General features: G+C 48.6%; 12 protein-coding genes. 7 read left to right on the forward strand and 5 right to left on the reverse strand.

Annotated elements, in window-relative coordinates:
• The first annotated feature begins 88 nt into the window (after positions 1–88).
• From MUG84_RS20665 to MUG84_RS20675, 3 genes are all read left to right on the forward strand, one after another.
• Complete coding sequence (locus MUG84_RS20665; RefSeq protein ID WP_244728407.1) at positions 89–1,030, forward strand: AraC family transcriptional regulator; 942 nt, start codon at positions 89–91, stop codon at positions 1,028–1,030.
• Positions 1,031–1,177: 147 nt separating this feature from the next.
• The gene (locus tag MUG84_RS20670) at positions 1,178–2,257 is read left to right on the forward strand and encodes a Gfo/Idh/MocA family protein (protein ID WP_244728409.1); all 1,080 of its coding nucleotides are present in this window, start codon (positions 1,178–1,180) and stop codon (positions 2,255–2,257) included.
• Positions 2,254–3,096, forward strand: a complete 843-nt coding sequence (locus tag MUG84_RS20675) for a Gfo/Idh/MocA family oxidoreductase (RefSeq protein WP_244728411.1) — start codon at positions 2,254–2,256, stop codon at positions 3,094–3,096. The genes MUG84_RS20670 and MUG84_RS20675 overlap by 4 nt, the downstream gene beginning before the upstream one ends.
• A 421-nt stretch (positions 3,097–3,517) precedes the next feature.
• Here the strand turns inward: MUG84_RS20675 and MUG84_RS20680 are convergent, their stop codons facing one another.
• The gene (locus MUG84_RS20680) at positions 3,518–4,360 is read right to left on the reverse strand and encodes a helix-turn-helix transcriptional regulator (RefSeq protein ID WP_244728413.1); all 843 of its coding nucleotides are present in this window, start codon (positions 4,358–4,360) and stop codon (positions 3,518–3,520) included.
• Positions 4,361–4,468: 108 nt separating this feature from the next.
• Between MUG84_RS20680 and MUG84_RS20685 the strand changes: the two genes are divergently transcribed.
• From MUG84_RS20685 to MUG84_RS20695, 3 genes are all read left to right on the forward strand, one after another.
• The gene (locus MUG84_RS20685; protein ID WP_244728415.1) at positions 4,469–5,305 is read left to right on the forward strand and encodes an SDR family NAD(P)-dependent oxidoreductase; all 837 of its coding nucleotides are present in this window, start codon (positions 4,469–4,471) and stop codon (positions 5,303–5,305) included.
• A gap of 181 nt (positions 5,306–5,486) precedes the next feature.
• Entirely contained in the window at positions 5,487–5,864 is a 378-nt protein-coding gene (locus MUG84_RS20690; RefSeq protein WP_280521437.1) for a DUF4855 domain-containing protein, read from the forward strand.
• Positions 5,865–5,886: 22 nt separating this feature from the next.
• Positions 5,887–7,560: a DUF4855 domain-containing protein gene (locus tag MUG84_RS20695; RefSeq protein WP_244728420.1), complete on the forward strand. Its 1,674-nt coding sequence runs from the start codon at positions 5,887–5,889 to the stop codon at positions 7,558–7,560.
• 130 nt (positions 7,561–7,690) lie between these two features.
• Here the strand turns inward: MUG84_RS20695 and MUG84_RS20700 are convergent, their stop codons facing one another.
• From MUG84_RS20700 to tnpA, 4 genes are all read right to left on the reverse strand, one after another.
• Positions 7,691–8,842: a winged helix DNA-binding domain-containing protein gene (locus MUG84_RS20700; protein ID WP_244728422.1), complete on the reverse strand. Its 1,152-nt coding sequence runs from the start codon at positions 8,840–8,842 to the stop codon at positions 7,691–7,693.
• A 245-nt stretch (positions 8,843–9,087) separates the two neighbouring features.
• Positions 9,088–10,452 (reverse strand): guanine deaminase, encoded by a 1,365-nt coding sequence (gene guaD / locus MUG84_RS20705; protein WP_244728424.1) that lies wholly within the window; start codon positions 10,450–10,452, stop codon positions 9,088–9,090.
• Positions 10,453–10,722: 270 nt separating this feature from the next.
• Complete coding sequence (locus MUG84_RS20710) at positions 10,723–11,778, reverse strand: RNA-guided endonuclease InsQ/TnpB family protein (RefSeq protein ID WP_244728426.1); 1,056 nt, start codon at positions 11,776–11,778, stop codon at positions 10,723–10,725.
• A 4-nt stretch (positions 11,779–11,782) separates the two neighbouring features.
• Entirely contained in the window at positions 11,783–12,181 is a 399-nt protein-coding gene (tnpA, locus tag MUG84_RS20715) for an IS200/IS605 family transposase (protein WP_244728429.1), read from the reverse strand.
• 316 nt (positions 12,182–12,497) lie between these two features.
• On the opposite strand from tnpA, the gene nirB reads away from it, so the two are divergent.
• Entirely contained in the window at positions 12,498–14,903 is a 2,406-nt protein-coding gene (gene nirB / locus MUG84_RS20720) for a nitrite reductase large subunit NirB (protein ID WP_244728431.1), read from the forward strand.
• Positions 14,904–14,909 lie beyond the last annotated feature (6 nt).

Here is a 14,909-nt window from a genome sequence, read left to right on the forward strand (position 1 = left end):
TGTGTTTCCGGGGGTCTTGCGTTCAAACGACAGGAATTTATGGTGCAAACATGAAATAAATATAAGAGACAAGGGAGGGGGGCAGCTGATGAAGATGAAGAAGGTAGATATCGATGAATTAACCCGTTCCGGGGTCGTGTTTTTCAACTCCAAGCTGGAGATGCTGGAAGACCTGCCGTGCAAAATGTATAGGATGAACAAGCTGAACAGCTTGTGGGCGCATTTTCATGATTATTTTCAAATCTGGTACGTATCCAAAGGCGAATTCCTGCACACGATCAATGGGCAGCAGTACCACATTTCAAAGGGAAACATGTTTGTCGTTCCTCCTTTTACGATACATCGCATTCAGGCCCCGCCCGAGCAGGAGGCTGAAATTTGGGGATGCGAGTTCCTGCCGACATTCGTTAACGAGCGTTTTGACGATCCGCCGGGGGAGCAGCCCTTTTTTGACGTCAGCTATTTAACCTATTTCGTGCATACTGAAAGCGTAAGTTCGCATCAAATGACCTTCGACGGGGTTACGGATAGCCGAATTCGCGGTTTGATGCAGGAGATGCTTGGAGAATATGAAAGGCGCACGCCGTTTTTTCAAATCGTCCTGAAGGCCCATCTGCTGCTGCTATTATCGATCATCGTTCGCCAAGTGAACGGGGAGCTTGTCCAATCCGGTTTTGAGAAGTCGGAAAAGTATCGCGATACGATGACGAAGGTGGTTGAATATATCCAGAAGAACGCGCATGAAGATATTAAGCTGGAGGATGTGTGCGCCATTTCGAATTTGTCGAAATCGACGTTTTGCAGCTTGTTCAAAGAATGGACAGGCAAGACCTTCAACCGCTACCTCATTGACCTCCGCATCTCCAATGCGCTTGGGCTGCTGCAGCATCCGTCCTTAACGGTCACCGATGTGTGTTACTTGGCGGGATTTAACGAGCTGTCTTATTTCTGCAGAATTTTTAAAAATTATACAGGCATATCGCCTAATCAGTTCCGCAAACAGGCAGCAACGAAGCAGTTTCTAAATTAATACGATAATCCTATTATTACATACGATATTAAAATCAAATCATCCGCTTGCATGATAACATGGCGGTAGTTGGCCGAAAACGGTCAAAATACTTTATGCAATCCGGGTCTGTCTTTACCGGGTTCAAATAATCGGAGGGAATTTGGTATGACAAAAACGATTGTAGCAGTGATCGGCTGCGGAACCATCGCTAACAGTGCACATATCCCTGCATACATGGCCAATGAGGCCGTCGAGATCAAGTATTTTTGCGATATTCGCAAGGAGCGGGCTGAGAAAGCGGCCCAACAGTATGGGTGCGGCACGGCAGTAGAGGATTATCGGGTCATTTTGGACGATCCTGAGGTGGTGGCGGTGTCGATTTGTACCCCGAACAATGTTCACGCCTCGATTGCGATGGATTGCATGCGCGCGGACAAGCACGTGCTGTGCGAGAAGCCGGCTGCTAGAACGTACAAGGAAGCGCTGGAGATGCAGAAGGTGCAGCATGAAACAGGCAAAACGCTGAATATCGGCGTCGTGAACCGCTTCAACAAAGGCGTCAACGTGATCAAGCAGCTGATAGAAAGCGGAGAACTTGGCGAATTGTACCACGTTGTTGTCAGCTTCCGCGCTCATCGTTCGATTCCGGGACTCGGCGGAGACTTTACGACCAAGGCGGTCGCGGGCGGCGGGGCGCTCATTGACTGGGGCGTTCACTTCCTGGATATCGTCATGTATTGCGCGGGCGATCCGCAGCCGAAGACGGTGTCGGGACAGGCGTATTCCAAGCTCGGCAAGGATATGCCGAATTACGCTTACCTGAACATGTGGGCAGGTCCTCCAAACTATGAGGGCAGCTATGATGTGGATGACTTCGTGACGGCGATGATCCGGACGGAAGGACCGTCGATCACGGTGAATGGCGCGTGGGCGCAAAATATCGGCGTCGAAGAGATGTATATTGATTTTCTCGGGGACAAAGCGGGTATTCGTCTCCAGTACGGTAAGGAGTTTACACTGTATTCGGCGAAGCACGGCGCTCTGCTGGAAAGCACCCCGAACTATCCGCAGAACAACGCTTTCCAGGATGAGATTGACCGCTTTATATCCGGCATTCATTCCGGCGAAAAGCAGCCTTCCCACATTGATACGGTGATTTTGTCCTCGCAAATGATCGAAGCCATTTATCAATCCTCTGAAGAAGGCCGTGAAGTATCGCTCCTGAAACAGGGAGTGCAGGCATGAAGAAAATAGGCTTTATCGACTACTATCTGGATGAATGGCACGCGAACCAATACCCTGAATGGATTCGGAGTGCTTCAGGCGGCACGATGGAGGTAGCTTTTGCTTATGGTATGAAGGATGCCGAGCAGGGGCTCAGCAATACGGAATGGTGCGCGAAGCATTGTATTGCTTGGTGCGGAACAATCGAGGAAGTGGTCGCACAGAGCGATTACTTGATCGTGCTGTCGCCTGACAACCCGGAGCAGCATGAAGCGCTTGCCGAGCTACCGCTGACTTCAGGGAAGCCGACCTACATTGACAAGACGTTTGCTCCCGGCAGGGCAGCGGCGGTACGTTTGTTCGAGCGGGCCGCGAAGCATCAGACTCCATTGTATTCTTCTTCTGCGCTCAGGTATGCTGCGGAATATGCAGAAGTCGAGCGCGCAGGGATCAAGGTGATCTCTGCTTGGGGACCGGGAGCGATGGAAAACTACTCGATTCACCAGATCGAGCCGATCATTGCCTTGATGGGTACAGGCGCGAGGCGCGTCATGTTCATCGGAACGGAAGCTGCGCCAGCCTTGCTGATCGAGTTCTCGGGCGGCAGGCAGGCAACGATCCAGCAGCCGGGTCAGGGCTCCCCGTTCATGATGTCCATCAACTACGACTCGGGAGACTGCCGGGTGGTGCAGCCGGTATCGGATTTTTTCCAGGGCTTTATCCAAGATTTGGTGAGGTTCTTCGAGACTGGAGAGGCGACTGTGCCGTCCTCCGAGACCATTGTCATTATTACCATTATTGAACATGCACTGATTGCCGCCAAGCAGCCTTATCAGTGGATTGAGCTGCCGGAGAGCTAGTAAGCGGGATATTATGAAGCAGTCATTACCAAGAGACGCAAGAAGAAGCTGACGACATTCGCTCAGCTTCTTTTTGCGTCTGAACGCTCGTTTCAGTCAGCCAGTATCGAAGGCGAAGCGCTTTCCCACGATTAGTCGGTTTCACTGCCCCGCTTTCAAGAAAAGCTTTTGTTTCGTTCATAACTTTAGTAGCAAGCTTGGCAACCTCTCCGTAGGTGTTCGAAACCGACCGATCCTCAGGATCCTCTTGGCTACCAATTAATCGAGTTGAACAATGGCCCGGTTCAATGATTACGGAATCAATACTGAAACTGGAAAGTTCATAGTGATATCCCTCCGACAATGCTTCGACTGCAGCTTTAGTCGCACAATATAGGACATAAAAAGGAAAAACCCTCCATGAACCACTGAACCACATGGATCATTTGAGGGATTTTGACTGGATTTGTAACAACTTTTCGGCGGTTCCTGAGCCGGGTAATGGAGCATACAAGCAACACATTGTTCCTTCAAGATCGTTGATCTGATTAAACGTAATAATCTCGAAGTGCATGTGTCCGGCCACAGGATGACGAATCTCCACCTGAAGACCGTTTTTCTCGGCCACTTCGTGCTTCACCCACCATTCGGAGAACTCTTTGCTGCCTGTTATAAGTTCATCAACTAGGCGAATATGCCACTCTTGATTAGAATAGGGGGCGTATAATTTTCGGAAAAACGCTAATGAAATCTGGTTTGCCTGCTCCCAGTTCACTATCTTGCTGCGCAGCTCGGCGTTCAGGAAATTAAGACGCAGCATGATCCGTTCTTCCGCGGGCAGCAACGAGAAGTCGATCAGAATCTTGCAGGCCAAATCGTTCCATGCGATCAATTCATTCTGTGCTCCAAGGGCTACGCATGGATACGGCATATCTTGAACCATTTGGGTAAAAGCTGGAGTTAACTTATGTCTAGCCGTACTTTGTTCCTGAGTGACATAACGCCCCGCAAGTTTGTGCATATATTCCCGCTCTGCTGCGGTTAAATCCAGCACACGGCCAATGCTGTCCAAAACCTCCGGGGAAGCTGAAACTTCTCTCCCTTGCTCCAGCCATGTATACCAAGTGATGCTGACATTCGCCAGGTGCGCAACTTCTTCGCGCCGTAAGCCCGGAGTTCTCCGATACGTATGACCAACGGGCAGTCCTGCTTGCTCGGGGGAGATGCGGTTTCGATGGGACTTCAGGAAATTCCCCAATAGCTTTCGATTTTGTTGGATGTCCATATCGTTACCTTCCATGAACCATCTTGATCCTAGTTATTTTACTAACTGGTTCAATTATAAAATGCCTGCTATGCTCATTTCAAATTTGAATTTAGAGGAGAGCCGGCCATGAAACTAATAGAAGAACAGGTGATTCTGATTACGGGAGCCACTGATGGCATAGGGAAACAAACCGCGATTGATTTAGCACGCAAAGGAGCTTCCATACTTGTACACGGTAGAAGCAGTGAAAAGTGCGATGCAGTTATGCATGAAATTATTAATCTGACTGGCAATCCTAAAATCAGCTGCTTTGCGGCGGACTTGTCGTCGTTACTCGAGGTCAAACAGCTGGCAGAAGGGATAAAAGCGACTCACCGTCAGCTTGATGTGTTGATCAATAATGCGGGAGTTGGCGGAGGAGACCTGAAGGAAACGATCCGTGATGTTAGCAAGGATGGTTACGAATACCGGTTAGCCGTTAACTATTTAGCTCCATTTCTGCTTACGTACGAATTGCTTCCTCTTCTCACTAAAGAATCCTCCAGAACAATCAATGTGGCGTCGAAAGGTCAGAGTTTCGTAGACTTAACCAATCTTATGCTGGAACAAAATTATTCCCGTCTGCAGGCATACACGCGAAGCAAGCTGGCCATGATCGCTTGGACTATCGAGCTTGCCGAACGATATGGCAGCCGACAAGTCACTTTCAATGCGATACATCCCGGTACCCAGCTTAATACGAAAATAGTGCATCAAAGCGGGTTCTCCCCTTTAGGAGAGGTTCAAGTCGGCGCGGATGCCATTTTACACCTCGCTCTATCCGCTGATTTGGAGGGGGTGAACGGTCAGTATTTTAACGAAATACAGCCGAGTCAGGCGCATGAGCAAGTATATGACGGGATATTCCGCAAGAATCTTTGGGAAACAACCGAGACTCTTATTCGCGAAAAAGTATACATGTGACGAGCGTCCGTAATATGTATTTAAGTGAATGGACGATAATCCAAAAACTTCATACAAAAATATAAAGAGGATGAAAAAGGTAGTGCTATACTTTACTTCATCAGGAAGTCGGGAATGATTTGAACGCGAAGAGTAAGAGGGTAAACATAGGTGCGATGGCAGGCAGGGCAATATTCATCATTTGGAATTGACAGGCATGTATTGGCTCAGCGAAGTGGTCAGCTACTCTAATCCACACGAAGAAGAGCTGATCCGCTACAAGAGCAGCGTGGTGTATCGCGCGGGGCTGAAGTTTTTCTGGATTCCGTTCTTTTACGGCAACCGTGCATTTCATTGGAAACAGCTCGGATTCGACGCAGCTGTGCTGCAGCCGAATCATTTCTTTAACGATACAAGGGAGGAGAGAATTCAGGATACGGCCGAGCTGGCGATAACATACGGAATGGGGGTGGAAATCGAGTGCGATGAGCGCATGAACTGGATGTACCAATTCATCAAAGGGACCTACGAGAAACAGTCAGAAGCAGAACTGCAAGCCAGTGATTCTAGCAACTTATAAAATATAATCGGAGGTTGAACCGATGAGATTCATGGGGAATATCGGACGTAAGCTGCTGTTTTTGGGACTCGCCGGAATGATGCTTACTATGAATGCATCGATGGTGAAGGCCGGAGGGGATCAGGCACAGCCGAGAAATTTAGTTGCAGGCTTGACATATACGCTTTCGGAGAATCCCGAAGACAATTACCCGGATCGAAACGATGAACTGACCGATGGCGTCTACGATCCAAGCCTGACATTTACGAGCCCTGCCTGGCAGGGCCATTTGAGAGGCAAAGTGAGAGAGGTCGTCTTTGACCTGGGCGAATTGAAATCGATCAGCGAGGTGAAGGCCCATTTCATGCAGCATTCCGAGGTCGGCATTTTCTATCCGAACACGGTGTCTATGTATGTATCCATGGATGGCGAGCATTGGGGCACGTTGGCGCATATCAATACGAAAATACCAATATGGGAGCCGGGACCGGCGACCGATCAGTTTTATCAATGGAATGGGGAAACGGACGGCGTACCTTCGAACGGCAATCCACATGCGGTAATGGCTCAAGCGCGTTACGTCAAAGTAACGTTCGTGGCGGGGACGTTTGCTTTCCTCGATGAAATTGAAGTATTGGGCGTTGATGGAAAGGACAAGAAATCCGCCAAAATATCGGTGGACGAACCTGCTTATGCCCAAGCTGAAACCACCGGAGGAATCAATAATCTGGTGCTGCTGTACAACGGCTGGTATGACCATGGGGAAGGCGACTGGACCAAAGAGAACATCGTCCCTTACATCAGCTATGTCGATCCGAACGGTCAGCCCAAAGATTGGTTATATGACGGCGTGCTGTATCTCGGCTTGTGGGGCGAGCATTGGAGCGGTAGCTACGAAACAGGCACGGCAAACCTGACGAACTGGAAGTGGTATCTAGACAAAACCTTTGCTCCGGAGGGCAATTTGAAGCAGCTGGATGAGGCGACGAAGGAAACGGCGGTCAAGCTTGGAGACCGCAAGCATAAAACGAAAGTGGTGCTGATGATTCCGAATCCGGGAAAGTCGCTTAGCGATTTCGGTGATGTCGATGGCGACGGCATTTCGGAAAATATGGTGTCCGCAGAGGTCGGGAACGAAGCTGCATTCGCCAATCGGAAAAAAGCTGTGGAGTGGTATATGAATGAGCTGCGTAAGCGCTGGAGCAGCGCCGGGTATTCCCACCTGGAGCTGGCCGGCATGTACTGGGTAGCGGAAGGTGCGGACGATGAAGACGACCGAAACCTGATTCAATATGCAAGCCAATTGGTGCACAAGGAGAAGAAACGATTTTACTGGATTCCTTACTTCTTTGGCAACCAAAACTATGCCGGGAAACAGCTCGGCTTTGATGTCGCTGCACTGCAGCCGAATTATTTCTTCGACGAAGTCCCGATCGAACGTATTGAGACGGCAGCCACTCTCGCGAAGCAGTATCACATGGGTGTGGAGATGGAGTTTGACGAGCGGATGAACACGGATCCTTCCTTCCGGCAGAAATATATTGAATACTTAAACGGCGGAATTGACTACGGCTATATGAAAAATGTATTCAAAGCCTACTATCAGGGCAATACAGCCCTACTGGACAGCGCGAGAAGCCAAGACCCGGCAGTGCGCCAGCTGTACGACTTTATGTATCAGTTCATTAAAGGAACTTACGTGAAGCAAACCCCATAATATTTGTCTGGCACCGCAAAAAGAAGCATCCTGATCAAGCAGAGTTCTAGACGCAAGAAGAAGCTGACGACATTCGCTCAGCTTCTTCTTCCATCTGAAGATTTCCTGTGAAGCCATGTTCCAGTTGCCGCTATTTGGGATGAATAATAACTTCTTGGGAATGATTCTCCGGTGCCGCGAAATGAAGCAGACGCGCGCCTTCAGTCATTAAAGCGTCGGTCTCTTTTTGGGAAAGTGAAATGAAAGATTCAATGCTCAAAACAGTTTTCTTTCGTTCACTTATCAACTTCCAAGTTCCGGAAACATATCCGTCGATGAGTATCGTTGATCGGATAATTCCGTTTATCGTGAATACGCGACTGCGGTACCTGTCATCCAGTATTCTGCTGCGGTCCGCATAGGACAATAGGATATTGTCAAACTCGCCGAGAAACCGCGGCTCCGCTGGGGTACTTCCATCAGGCCGCGGAGCATCGGGCAGATCGAATAATTCTGCCCCTTGCGCATCCCTGAAGGTAACCAGCTCAGGACGAAGCCTTTCAATCGTTTTATTTAAACCGGTAAGTCCTGACCATACCTGGATGTCTTTGACTGTAGCCGGACCAAACGCCGCCAAATACCGCCGTATCAAGATTTCTGTATCAGGCCTTGGGCATAGTGATTGACCAAGCCATGCTTCCAACGAAGTATGCGTGGCTTGTCCGCTTTCGCCCCAAATCCCCCGCGGCGGTATTTGTACAAGCGGCACCAAATTCCGTATGGCAGCCGTAGCAGCCTTTGAAGGAAGTTCAGGCCAATGTTCTAGCAAATACTGGCCCAATTCGCTGGACGTCATCGGTTTGTCTTCGACTAGTTTCCGTCCGAGCGCAGCCAGTTGCCCGAGATCCATATCTTTGAGCTGTTGACCATAGGCACCCTTTAAGCTCCGCTCCATGACGCCCTGCAGCCATGGGCGAAGCTGCAGGGTATCAGGAGCAGAAACCAAGTGAAGGGTGGAACGCATTAGGGCCATGCGTACCACCTTCCGATCCCGAATAAGCTCCGATAGTTGTTCCTGCTGAAAGTTTTCCATTCGGGACCATAAAGCGAAATACGGCGCGTTTAGAGCTTGAGCTTGCAGACCGATCAATTTTTCGACAACATCCAAAACGGGGATATCTGCGCGACAGAGCAGCATTTGCCTAGCGAGCGTGGCGCGATTCAAGGCGCGGGAATCGAGTACTTTGACGGATTCTTTTTCACTTCCTGAACCCGAATTTCGCGTCGTCTTTTTTGTGTTCATGCAGCAGCCTCCTGTCTTCTCCTAGCATTTTTTCTAAGCCATATGTGTAAGGACCGGCTGAAGAAATGGCGGATATCGCTGCCAGATCATGCGCTCTTTCATAATACATTATTGCCGAACAATTTGCCGTTCCAGTCAGCCAGTACAGCATCAGATTCGTCAAAAAGTGGTCACGGTCGACGGCTCCCACTGCATCTCCGAAGCCATTTCTTTGAAGATACGAGATAGACGTTTTTCTTGTGTTTTTAACGTGAATGAACTTTTTCGCCCTGAGCCCAGACTTCGCGGATATGTTCAGGCCGGGTCAGGTACATGATTTTTTGGAAAACGTCATGCAAATCTTCATTTTCATTAAAAATCGGCAATTTGGCGGATGGAAGTTTGGTGTCGATGATTTGTACATCCCATGCATAGTTTTCTTGAATACGGCCGATGGGTAAGCTTAAACTTTCCCCGCCGCCGGCAGTAGCAAGGTAGAAAGCCTCGTCAACCGTAATGCGTGACCCCGGTACGCCGCGATTTCCGGCAGGAAGGGATGCGTTAACGCCATCCTCCAGCATTCTTGAAGAGATGACGGCTTGTCTGAGGTTATCAAAAAGACTAGGCGAAAAACCTCCAGAAATATCAGTCCCTAAGCCGATCTCTACGCCTTTGGCATGGAAGTGGGCTACCGGGATGACACTATTGGCTAAATAAGCGTTGGATATTGGGCAATGGGCAACAGCCGTCCCGGTTTCGGTAAATAAATCAACGTCATCGTCGTTCAGGAAATTGCAATGTGCCATAACAGACTTATCGCGCAATAACCCAAAATCATGCAGGGCAAAAGCATCGTTTTTATGGAATCGATCTTGTACATAGCCGTGCTCCCAGTCACCTTCGCTGCAGTGCGATTGAACATACGCGTCATATTTATCCGCCAGCTCTCCCAAACCTTTTAAAGCATCATCCGTACAGCTTGGAATGAACCTTGGTGTCACGACGGGATAAACGCCTTGTTTGGTCGATTTGGCCAAATCTTTTACAGCGAGAATAAATTCCTCCGTATCTGCCAGTGCCGTCTGGGTATCAGCGTCGCGATAGTTTTCCGGATTTTGCTCTGGATCATCCATGACCACTTTCCCGACTAGTCCACGTTGGCCTTTCTTGGCGCATATTTCGGCTAACAATAAACTGGATTCTTTATGAACGGTTGCAAAATAAAGGGCCGTCGTCGTTCCGTTTGCGAGTAAGGTGCCAACCAAATCATCGTAGACTTCTTGCGCAAAATTGAGATCCGAGAACTTGGATTCAAGCGGGAAGGTATACGTGTTCAGCCAATCATAAAGCGGAATGTCTAATGCCGTTCCGGATTGGGCCCATTGCGGTGCATGGACATGCAAATCGACAAATCCGGGCAAGAAATACTGGCCTTCAGCTAACTGGTGGAAGTTGTCTTTGCCTTGATAAGCATCAAGTAATGGTTGATAATCGGAATTCTCTGGCGCTATGACTTTTTCAATCATCCCATCACGATTGATGCAGAACAGATAGTCTTTTAATATTTGAATTTCTTTAGATGACTTGCTAGAAAATGCAGTACCTTGAAACAATCGCATATATTTATTCATAAATACCTCCTTTATTCTTCTCCACGATTTCAAATTTGTTACTATACCCCTCCAAAAATGAGCGGTTTATAGCTAAAACGAATGTTTATGTTAAATCCGTTTGCGATATACCTTGTATATTTGAGACTCCCACGGCTAAAGCCGCAAGCTGACACCTTCGGTATCATTGGGATTCTTGGGTGGTAGTCGGTCGTGCATTTCTGCTAACCGTAGTTCCCCCAAGTTCAGGGCTGTCTCATCAGCCCGTCCTAAGACAGTGCATATAGCATCTCAGGCTGACAGACTGTTACCATCTGCCACAGGGTGATTCATGATATTGATCGCTCCAACTCGATCACGATGAGCGTTGAATCCGCATGGACATTCGTACCTTCTGTCTTTCGCTTTGTTCTTCTCCCCACAGGCAGGACAAGTTTGAGAAGTGTAGGCAGGATTTACCTCCACAACCTTTATGCCGACAAGGTTTGCTTTGTAGGAGATGAATTGTTGAAACTGATAGAATGTCCAATGATGCAGATTCTTTGCGTTTTTGCGGCTTGTTCTTGCCGTCTTGCGGATATTCTCTAGTCGTTCAAGCTTGATGATTGACACACCTTCCTGAATGGCTGTATCGACAATTTGCCGACTAATCTTATGGTTTTGATCTTTCATCCAACGTTGCTCTCTATGACCTAGCTTGCGAATGGCAGACAATTTTTTGAGTTTACCTAATATACGTCTACGTTGTTGGTGCTTTCTTCGTATGTACTTGTTTTGTCTGCCGTTTCCAAAGAATCGGGTTTTACCTGTAGAAGTTACAGAAACAGCGGGAACTTTCAATCCAAGATCAATACCCATGATGTTTTCGTTGTTGGTTACGCTTGTAGGCACTTCTACCGAAATTTGAGCGTACCATTTCCCTGACTTTTCAATGATACGCATCAATCCAAGTTTGGCTTTTCTTAACAGCTCCATATCTCTACTAGTTGTTGTAGCACGAAACGTTGTTTTCTTCGTCTTTTCATCTACAACGATCGGGAAAGCAACTGTATTTTCGGATACCGTGTAGTTTTGATTGTTAACGAAATATACAGGTTTTTTAAGAATTGGACGAACACCAAGTTTCTTGATTTTACTGAAAACACTTTTGGCATCACGAATCGCTTGATTACAAACGGCAGACGGAAGAATTGTTTCTACATCTTTTGTAGTCATTTTCGGAAATGCCCCCAGTTGTTCAGCCTGTTCGGTTAGTTGATTGACTACCCGAATGTATTCATTTCCCAATTGACGTAGAATGGCTGGTTGATCAGGAAATATGCGTATCTTTATGGTTAAAGCTTGCATGTGTTCACCCCCTTTTCTTTTGTTCTTCAACATAACGCGTTACTGTTTCGCTGGATACGTTTCCTGCTGTACTAACGAAAAAAGAACGTGTCCACAGACTAGGCAAATGAGCAAGATGCTTAAACTCCTGCCTTAATATTCGAGAGGTCACTCCTTTCACTTTTGCCATGACGTCTGATGGAGAATCGGTGGGAAGACAGTTCAGGAACAGTTGGACATGATCGGGCATCACTTCCATTGCCACAATAAGCCAGTTATTCTGATGGCATATTTCAGCCAATAGCTCCTTGAATCGAATTTCCACTTGTTTTACTAACACTTTTCTTCGATAACGAGGGCAGAAAACAAAATGATAGTTAATGAGAGATACTGTTGTAGTTGTACGTCTATATTCTTGTCCCATAAAACAATTGTATCAGTTTAACTGTACAACTACAACAATTGAATAAAAAGAAAAACACACGCACATGTGCTATGTGTTTTCCCAGCCCATCCCATGAAGGGATGTTCTGGCAAAGTCGTCTTTCATCCCACGATTAAAACCATGGGCTTTCAGTCGGCAATTACTGTAAAAGATAAACATCCACTCCCTAAAATTTTCTTTTCCTCAATTTAAAATTTTTTCTCATTTCTATGATCTTTTTCACATCCAGAATAGACAAAAATAGGCTACGCTAACGGTGTGATATATTTCACAATGTTGCAGGGGAGGCATGGCAATGAGAAAGAGATTAGTGATGATTGGCAATGGCATGGCAGGAGCGCGGTGCATCGAGGAGATTCTTCGCCGCGATCGCGAACGCTTTGATGTGACGATGATTGGGGACGAACCTTATCCAAATTATAACCGCATCATGCTGTCCCCTGTGCTGCAAGGTAAAACGACTTTCGAAGAAATTACGATCAATGATTGGGATTGGTATCAATCCAATGATATACATTTGCTGAAGAATGAGCGTGTCGTGGCGATCGATCGGGGGACTAAGGAGGTTAAGACGGATCTTGGGACTGTCGTTCCTTACGACGAATTGATCATTGCGACAGGATCGAGTGCTTTTATTTTGCCCGTGCCAGGGCACAACCTGGAAGGAGTAGTTGGCTTCCGGACGATTGAAGACACGAAAATGATGCTGGAAGCGGCCAAACAATATAAAAAGGCGGTTGTCATCGGGGGCGGATTGCTTGGGCTAGAAGCGGCGCGCGGTCTGATGAATCAAGGAATGGACGTACATGTCGTTCATTTGCTGCCGTATCTGATGGAGATGCAGCTGGACCCAGCAGCCGCGAAGCTGCTGCAGCGTGACCTTGAAGCCCAAGGTATGAAGTTCCTGATGGAGAAAAAGACATCGGAAATCTGCGGCGATGGGCGGGTACAAGGCCTGAGATTCGAAGACGGAACAAGCGTCGAATGCGATCTCGTCGTGATGGCTGTCGGCATCCGTCCGAATGTCGCGATTGCGCGGGAAGCAGGGCTGACAGTAGGCCGGGGCATTCAAGTCAATGACGTTATGCAGACTTCGGATCCGTACGTTTATGCGGTCGGCGAATGCGCCGAGCACCGCGGAATTGCTTATGGACTCGTGGCGCCGTTATATGAGCAGGGAGTCGTGCTCGCAGACTATATGACGGGCCAGCCAACGGAAGGGTACCCTGGCAGCGTGTTGTCCACGCAGTTGAAGGTGGCGGGCTGCGATCTGTTTAGCGGCGGGGAAATTCATGCTGATGAGAATACGAAAGCGATTGTCGTTCAGGACGAATTCACCGGAGCCTATAAAAAAGTGCTGGTTCGTGACGGGAAGGTCGTCGGTGTCGTTCTCTACGGGGATGTATCGGATGGCACTCGGCTGTTCAACATGCTGAAAAAAGGAAGCGACATTCAGGAATATACGAGCGCGTCCGTGCTGCATAAGGCCGGGGAAGATAGCGGGCTGGATATCTCATCGATCAGTGCCAATGAGACGATTTGCGGCTGCAACGGGGTGACCAAAGGAACAATCGTCGGCGCAATCCTCGAGAATGGATTGACTACCTTTGATGAAGTGAAATCGCTAACGAAAGCTGGCGGTTCATGCGGCAAATGCCGCGGCATGGTCGAAGCGATCCTTGCGCATACGCTCGGTGACAAATTTGACGCATCGGCGCAAAAGGCTGCAGGTATGTGCAGCTGTACGACGCTCTCCCGCGATGAAGTGGTCGCTGCAATTCGGGAGAAAGGACTGCAATCGCCACGGGAAGTTCGCATGGTCCTCGGGTTTAAGCATGAGGAAGGATGCTCGAAATGTCGTCCAGCGCTGAACTATTATTTGCGGATGCTGCGTCCCGATACGTATGCCGACGACAAGGCCTCCCGGTACGTCAACGAGCGGATGGAGGGCAATATTCAGAATGATGGCACCTTCTCCGTCATTCCGCGGATGTACGGTGGAACAACGACGCCGGAGGATCTGATCCGCATCGGCGAGGTGGCGAAGAAATACGAGGTGCCGCTGGTCAAAATCACGGGCGCAAGCCGCATCGGCTTGTACGGCGTGAAAAAAGAGGATATACCGAAAGTATGGGAAGAGCTTGAAATGCGTTCGGGATATGCCTACTCCAAATCGCTGCGTAATGTCAAATCGTGCGTCGGTTCGAGATTTTGCCGTTTTGGCACGCAGGATGCGTTAGGGCTTGGCATTCGGCTCGAGCAGGAAATCGAGATGGTCGATACGCCGCACAAAACGAAAATGGGCGTTACCGGCTGTCCGCGGAACTGCGCCGAAGTGCTGACGAAGGATTTTGGCGTGGTTTGTGTGGAGAACGGGTATCAGCTTTATTTTGGCGGAAACGGCGGTACCGAAGTACGGGAATGCGACAGCTTGACGACCGTGGCAACGGAGGATGAAGTGATTCGTTTTGCTAAAGCTTACGTCCAGCTGTACCGGGAAACAGGCATATACGGCGAACGGACAGCCCCTTGGGTGAACCGGATGAGTGCGGATTGGGTGCGCCAAATGCTGGCAGATGAAGCGGAAATCGCTATGCTGAATGACCGATTCGAAGCGGCAAAAAGAACCTACAGCGAAGCCTGGAAAACCGCGCTGGAAAATGAGGAACGCCGCAGCATGTATACGGTGGAAAGACCATAACGGGGA

The sequence above is a fragment of the Paenibacillus mangrovi genome, from assembly GCF_022898935.1.
GTDB lineage: Bacteria > Bacillota > Bacilli > Paenibacillales > Paenibacillaceae > Paenibacillus_AQ > Paenibacillus_AQ mangrovi.

Coding starts and splice junctions, on each gene's coding strand:
- MUG84_RS20695 (WP_244728420.1), top strand. CDS start 5,887: ATGAGATTCATGGGGAATATCGGACGTAAGCTGCTGTTTTTGGGACTC.
- guaD (WP_244728424.1), bottom strand. CDS start 10,452: ATGAATAAATATATGCGATTGTTTCAAGGTACTGCATTTTCTAGCAAG.
- MUG84_RS20680 (WP_244728413.1), bottom strand. CDS start 4,360: ATGGACATCCAACAAAATCGAAAGCTATTGGGGAATTTCCTGAAGTCC.
- tnpA (WP_244728429.1), bottom strand. CDS start 12,181: ATGGGACAAGAATATAGACGTACAACTACAACAGTATCTCTCATTAAC.
- MUG84_RS20665 (WP_244728407.1), top strand. CDS start 89: ATGAAGATGAAGAAGGTAGATATCGATGAATTAACCCGTTCCGGGGTC.
- MUG84_RS20670 (WP_244728409.1), top strand. CDS start 1,178: ATGACAAAAACGATTGTAGCAGTGATCGGCTGCGGAACCATCGCTAAC.
- MUG84_RS20710 (WP_244728426.1), bottom strand. CDS start 11,778: ATGCAAGCTTTAACCATAAAGATACGCATATTTCCTGATCAACCAGCC.
- nirB (WP_244728431.1), top strand. CDS start 12,498: ATGAGAAAGAGATTAGTGATGATTGGCAATGGCATGGCAGGAGCGCGG.
- MUG84_RS20685 (WP_244728415.1), top strand. CDS start 4,469: ATGAAACTAATAGAAGAACAGGTGATTCTGATTACGGGAGCCACTGAT.
- MUG84_RS20700 (WP_244728422.1), bottom strand. CDS start 8,842: ATGAACACAAAAAAGACGACGCGAAATTCGGGTTCAGGAAGTGAAAAA.
- MUG84_RS20675 (WP_244728411.1), top strand. CDS start 2,254: ATGAAGAAAATAGGCTTTATCGACTACTATCTGGATGAATGGCACGCG.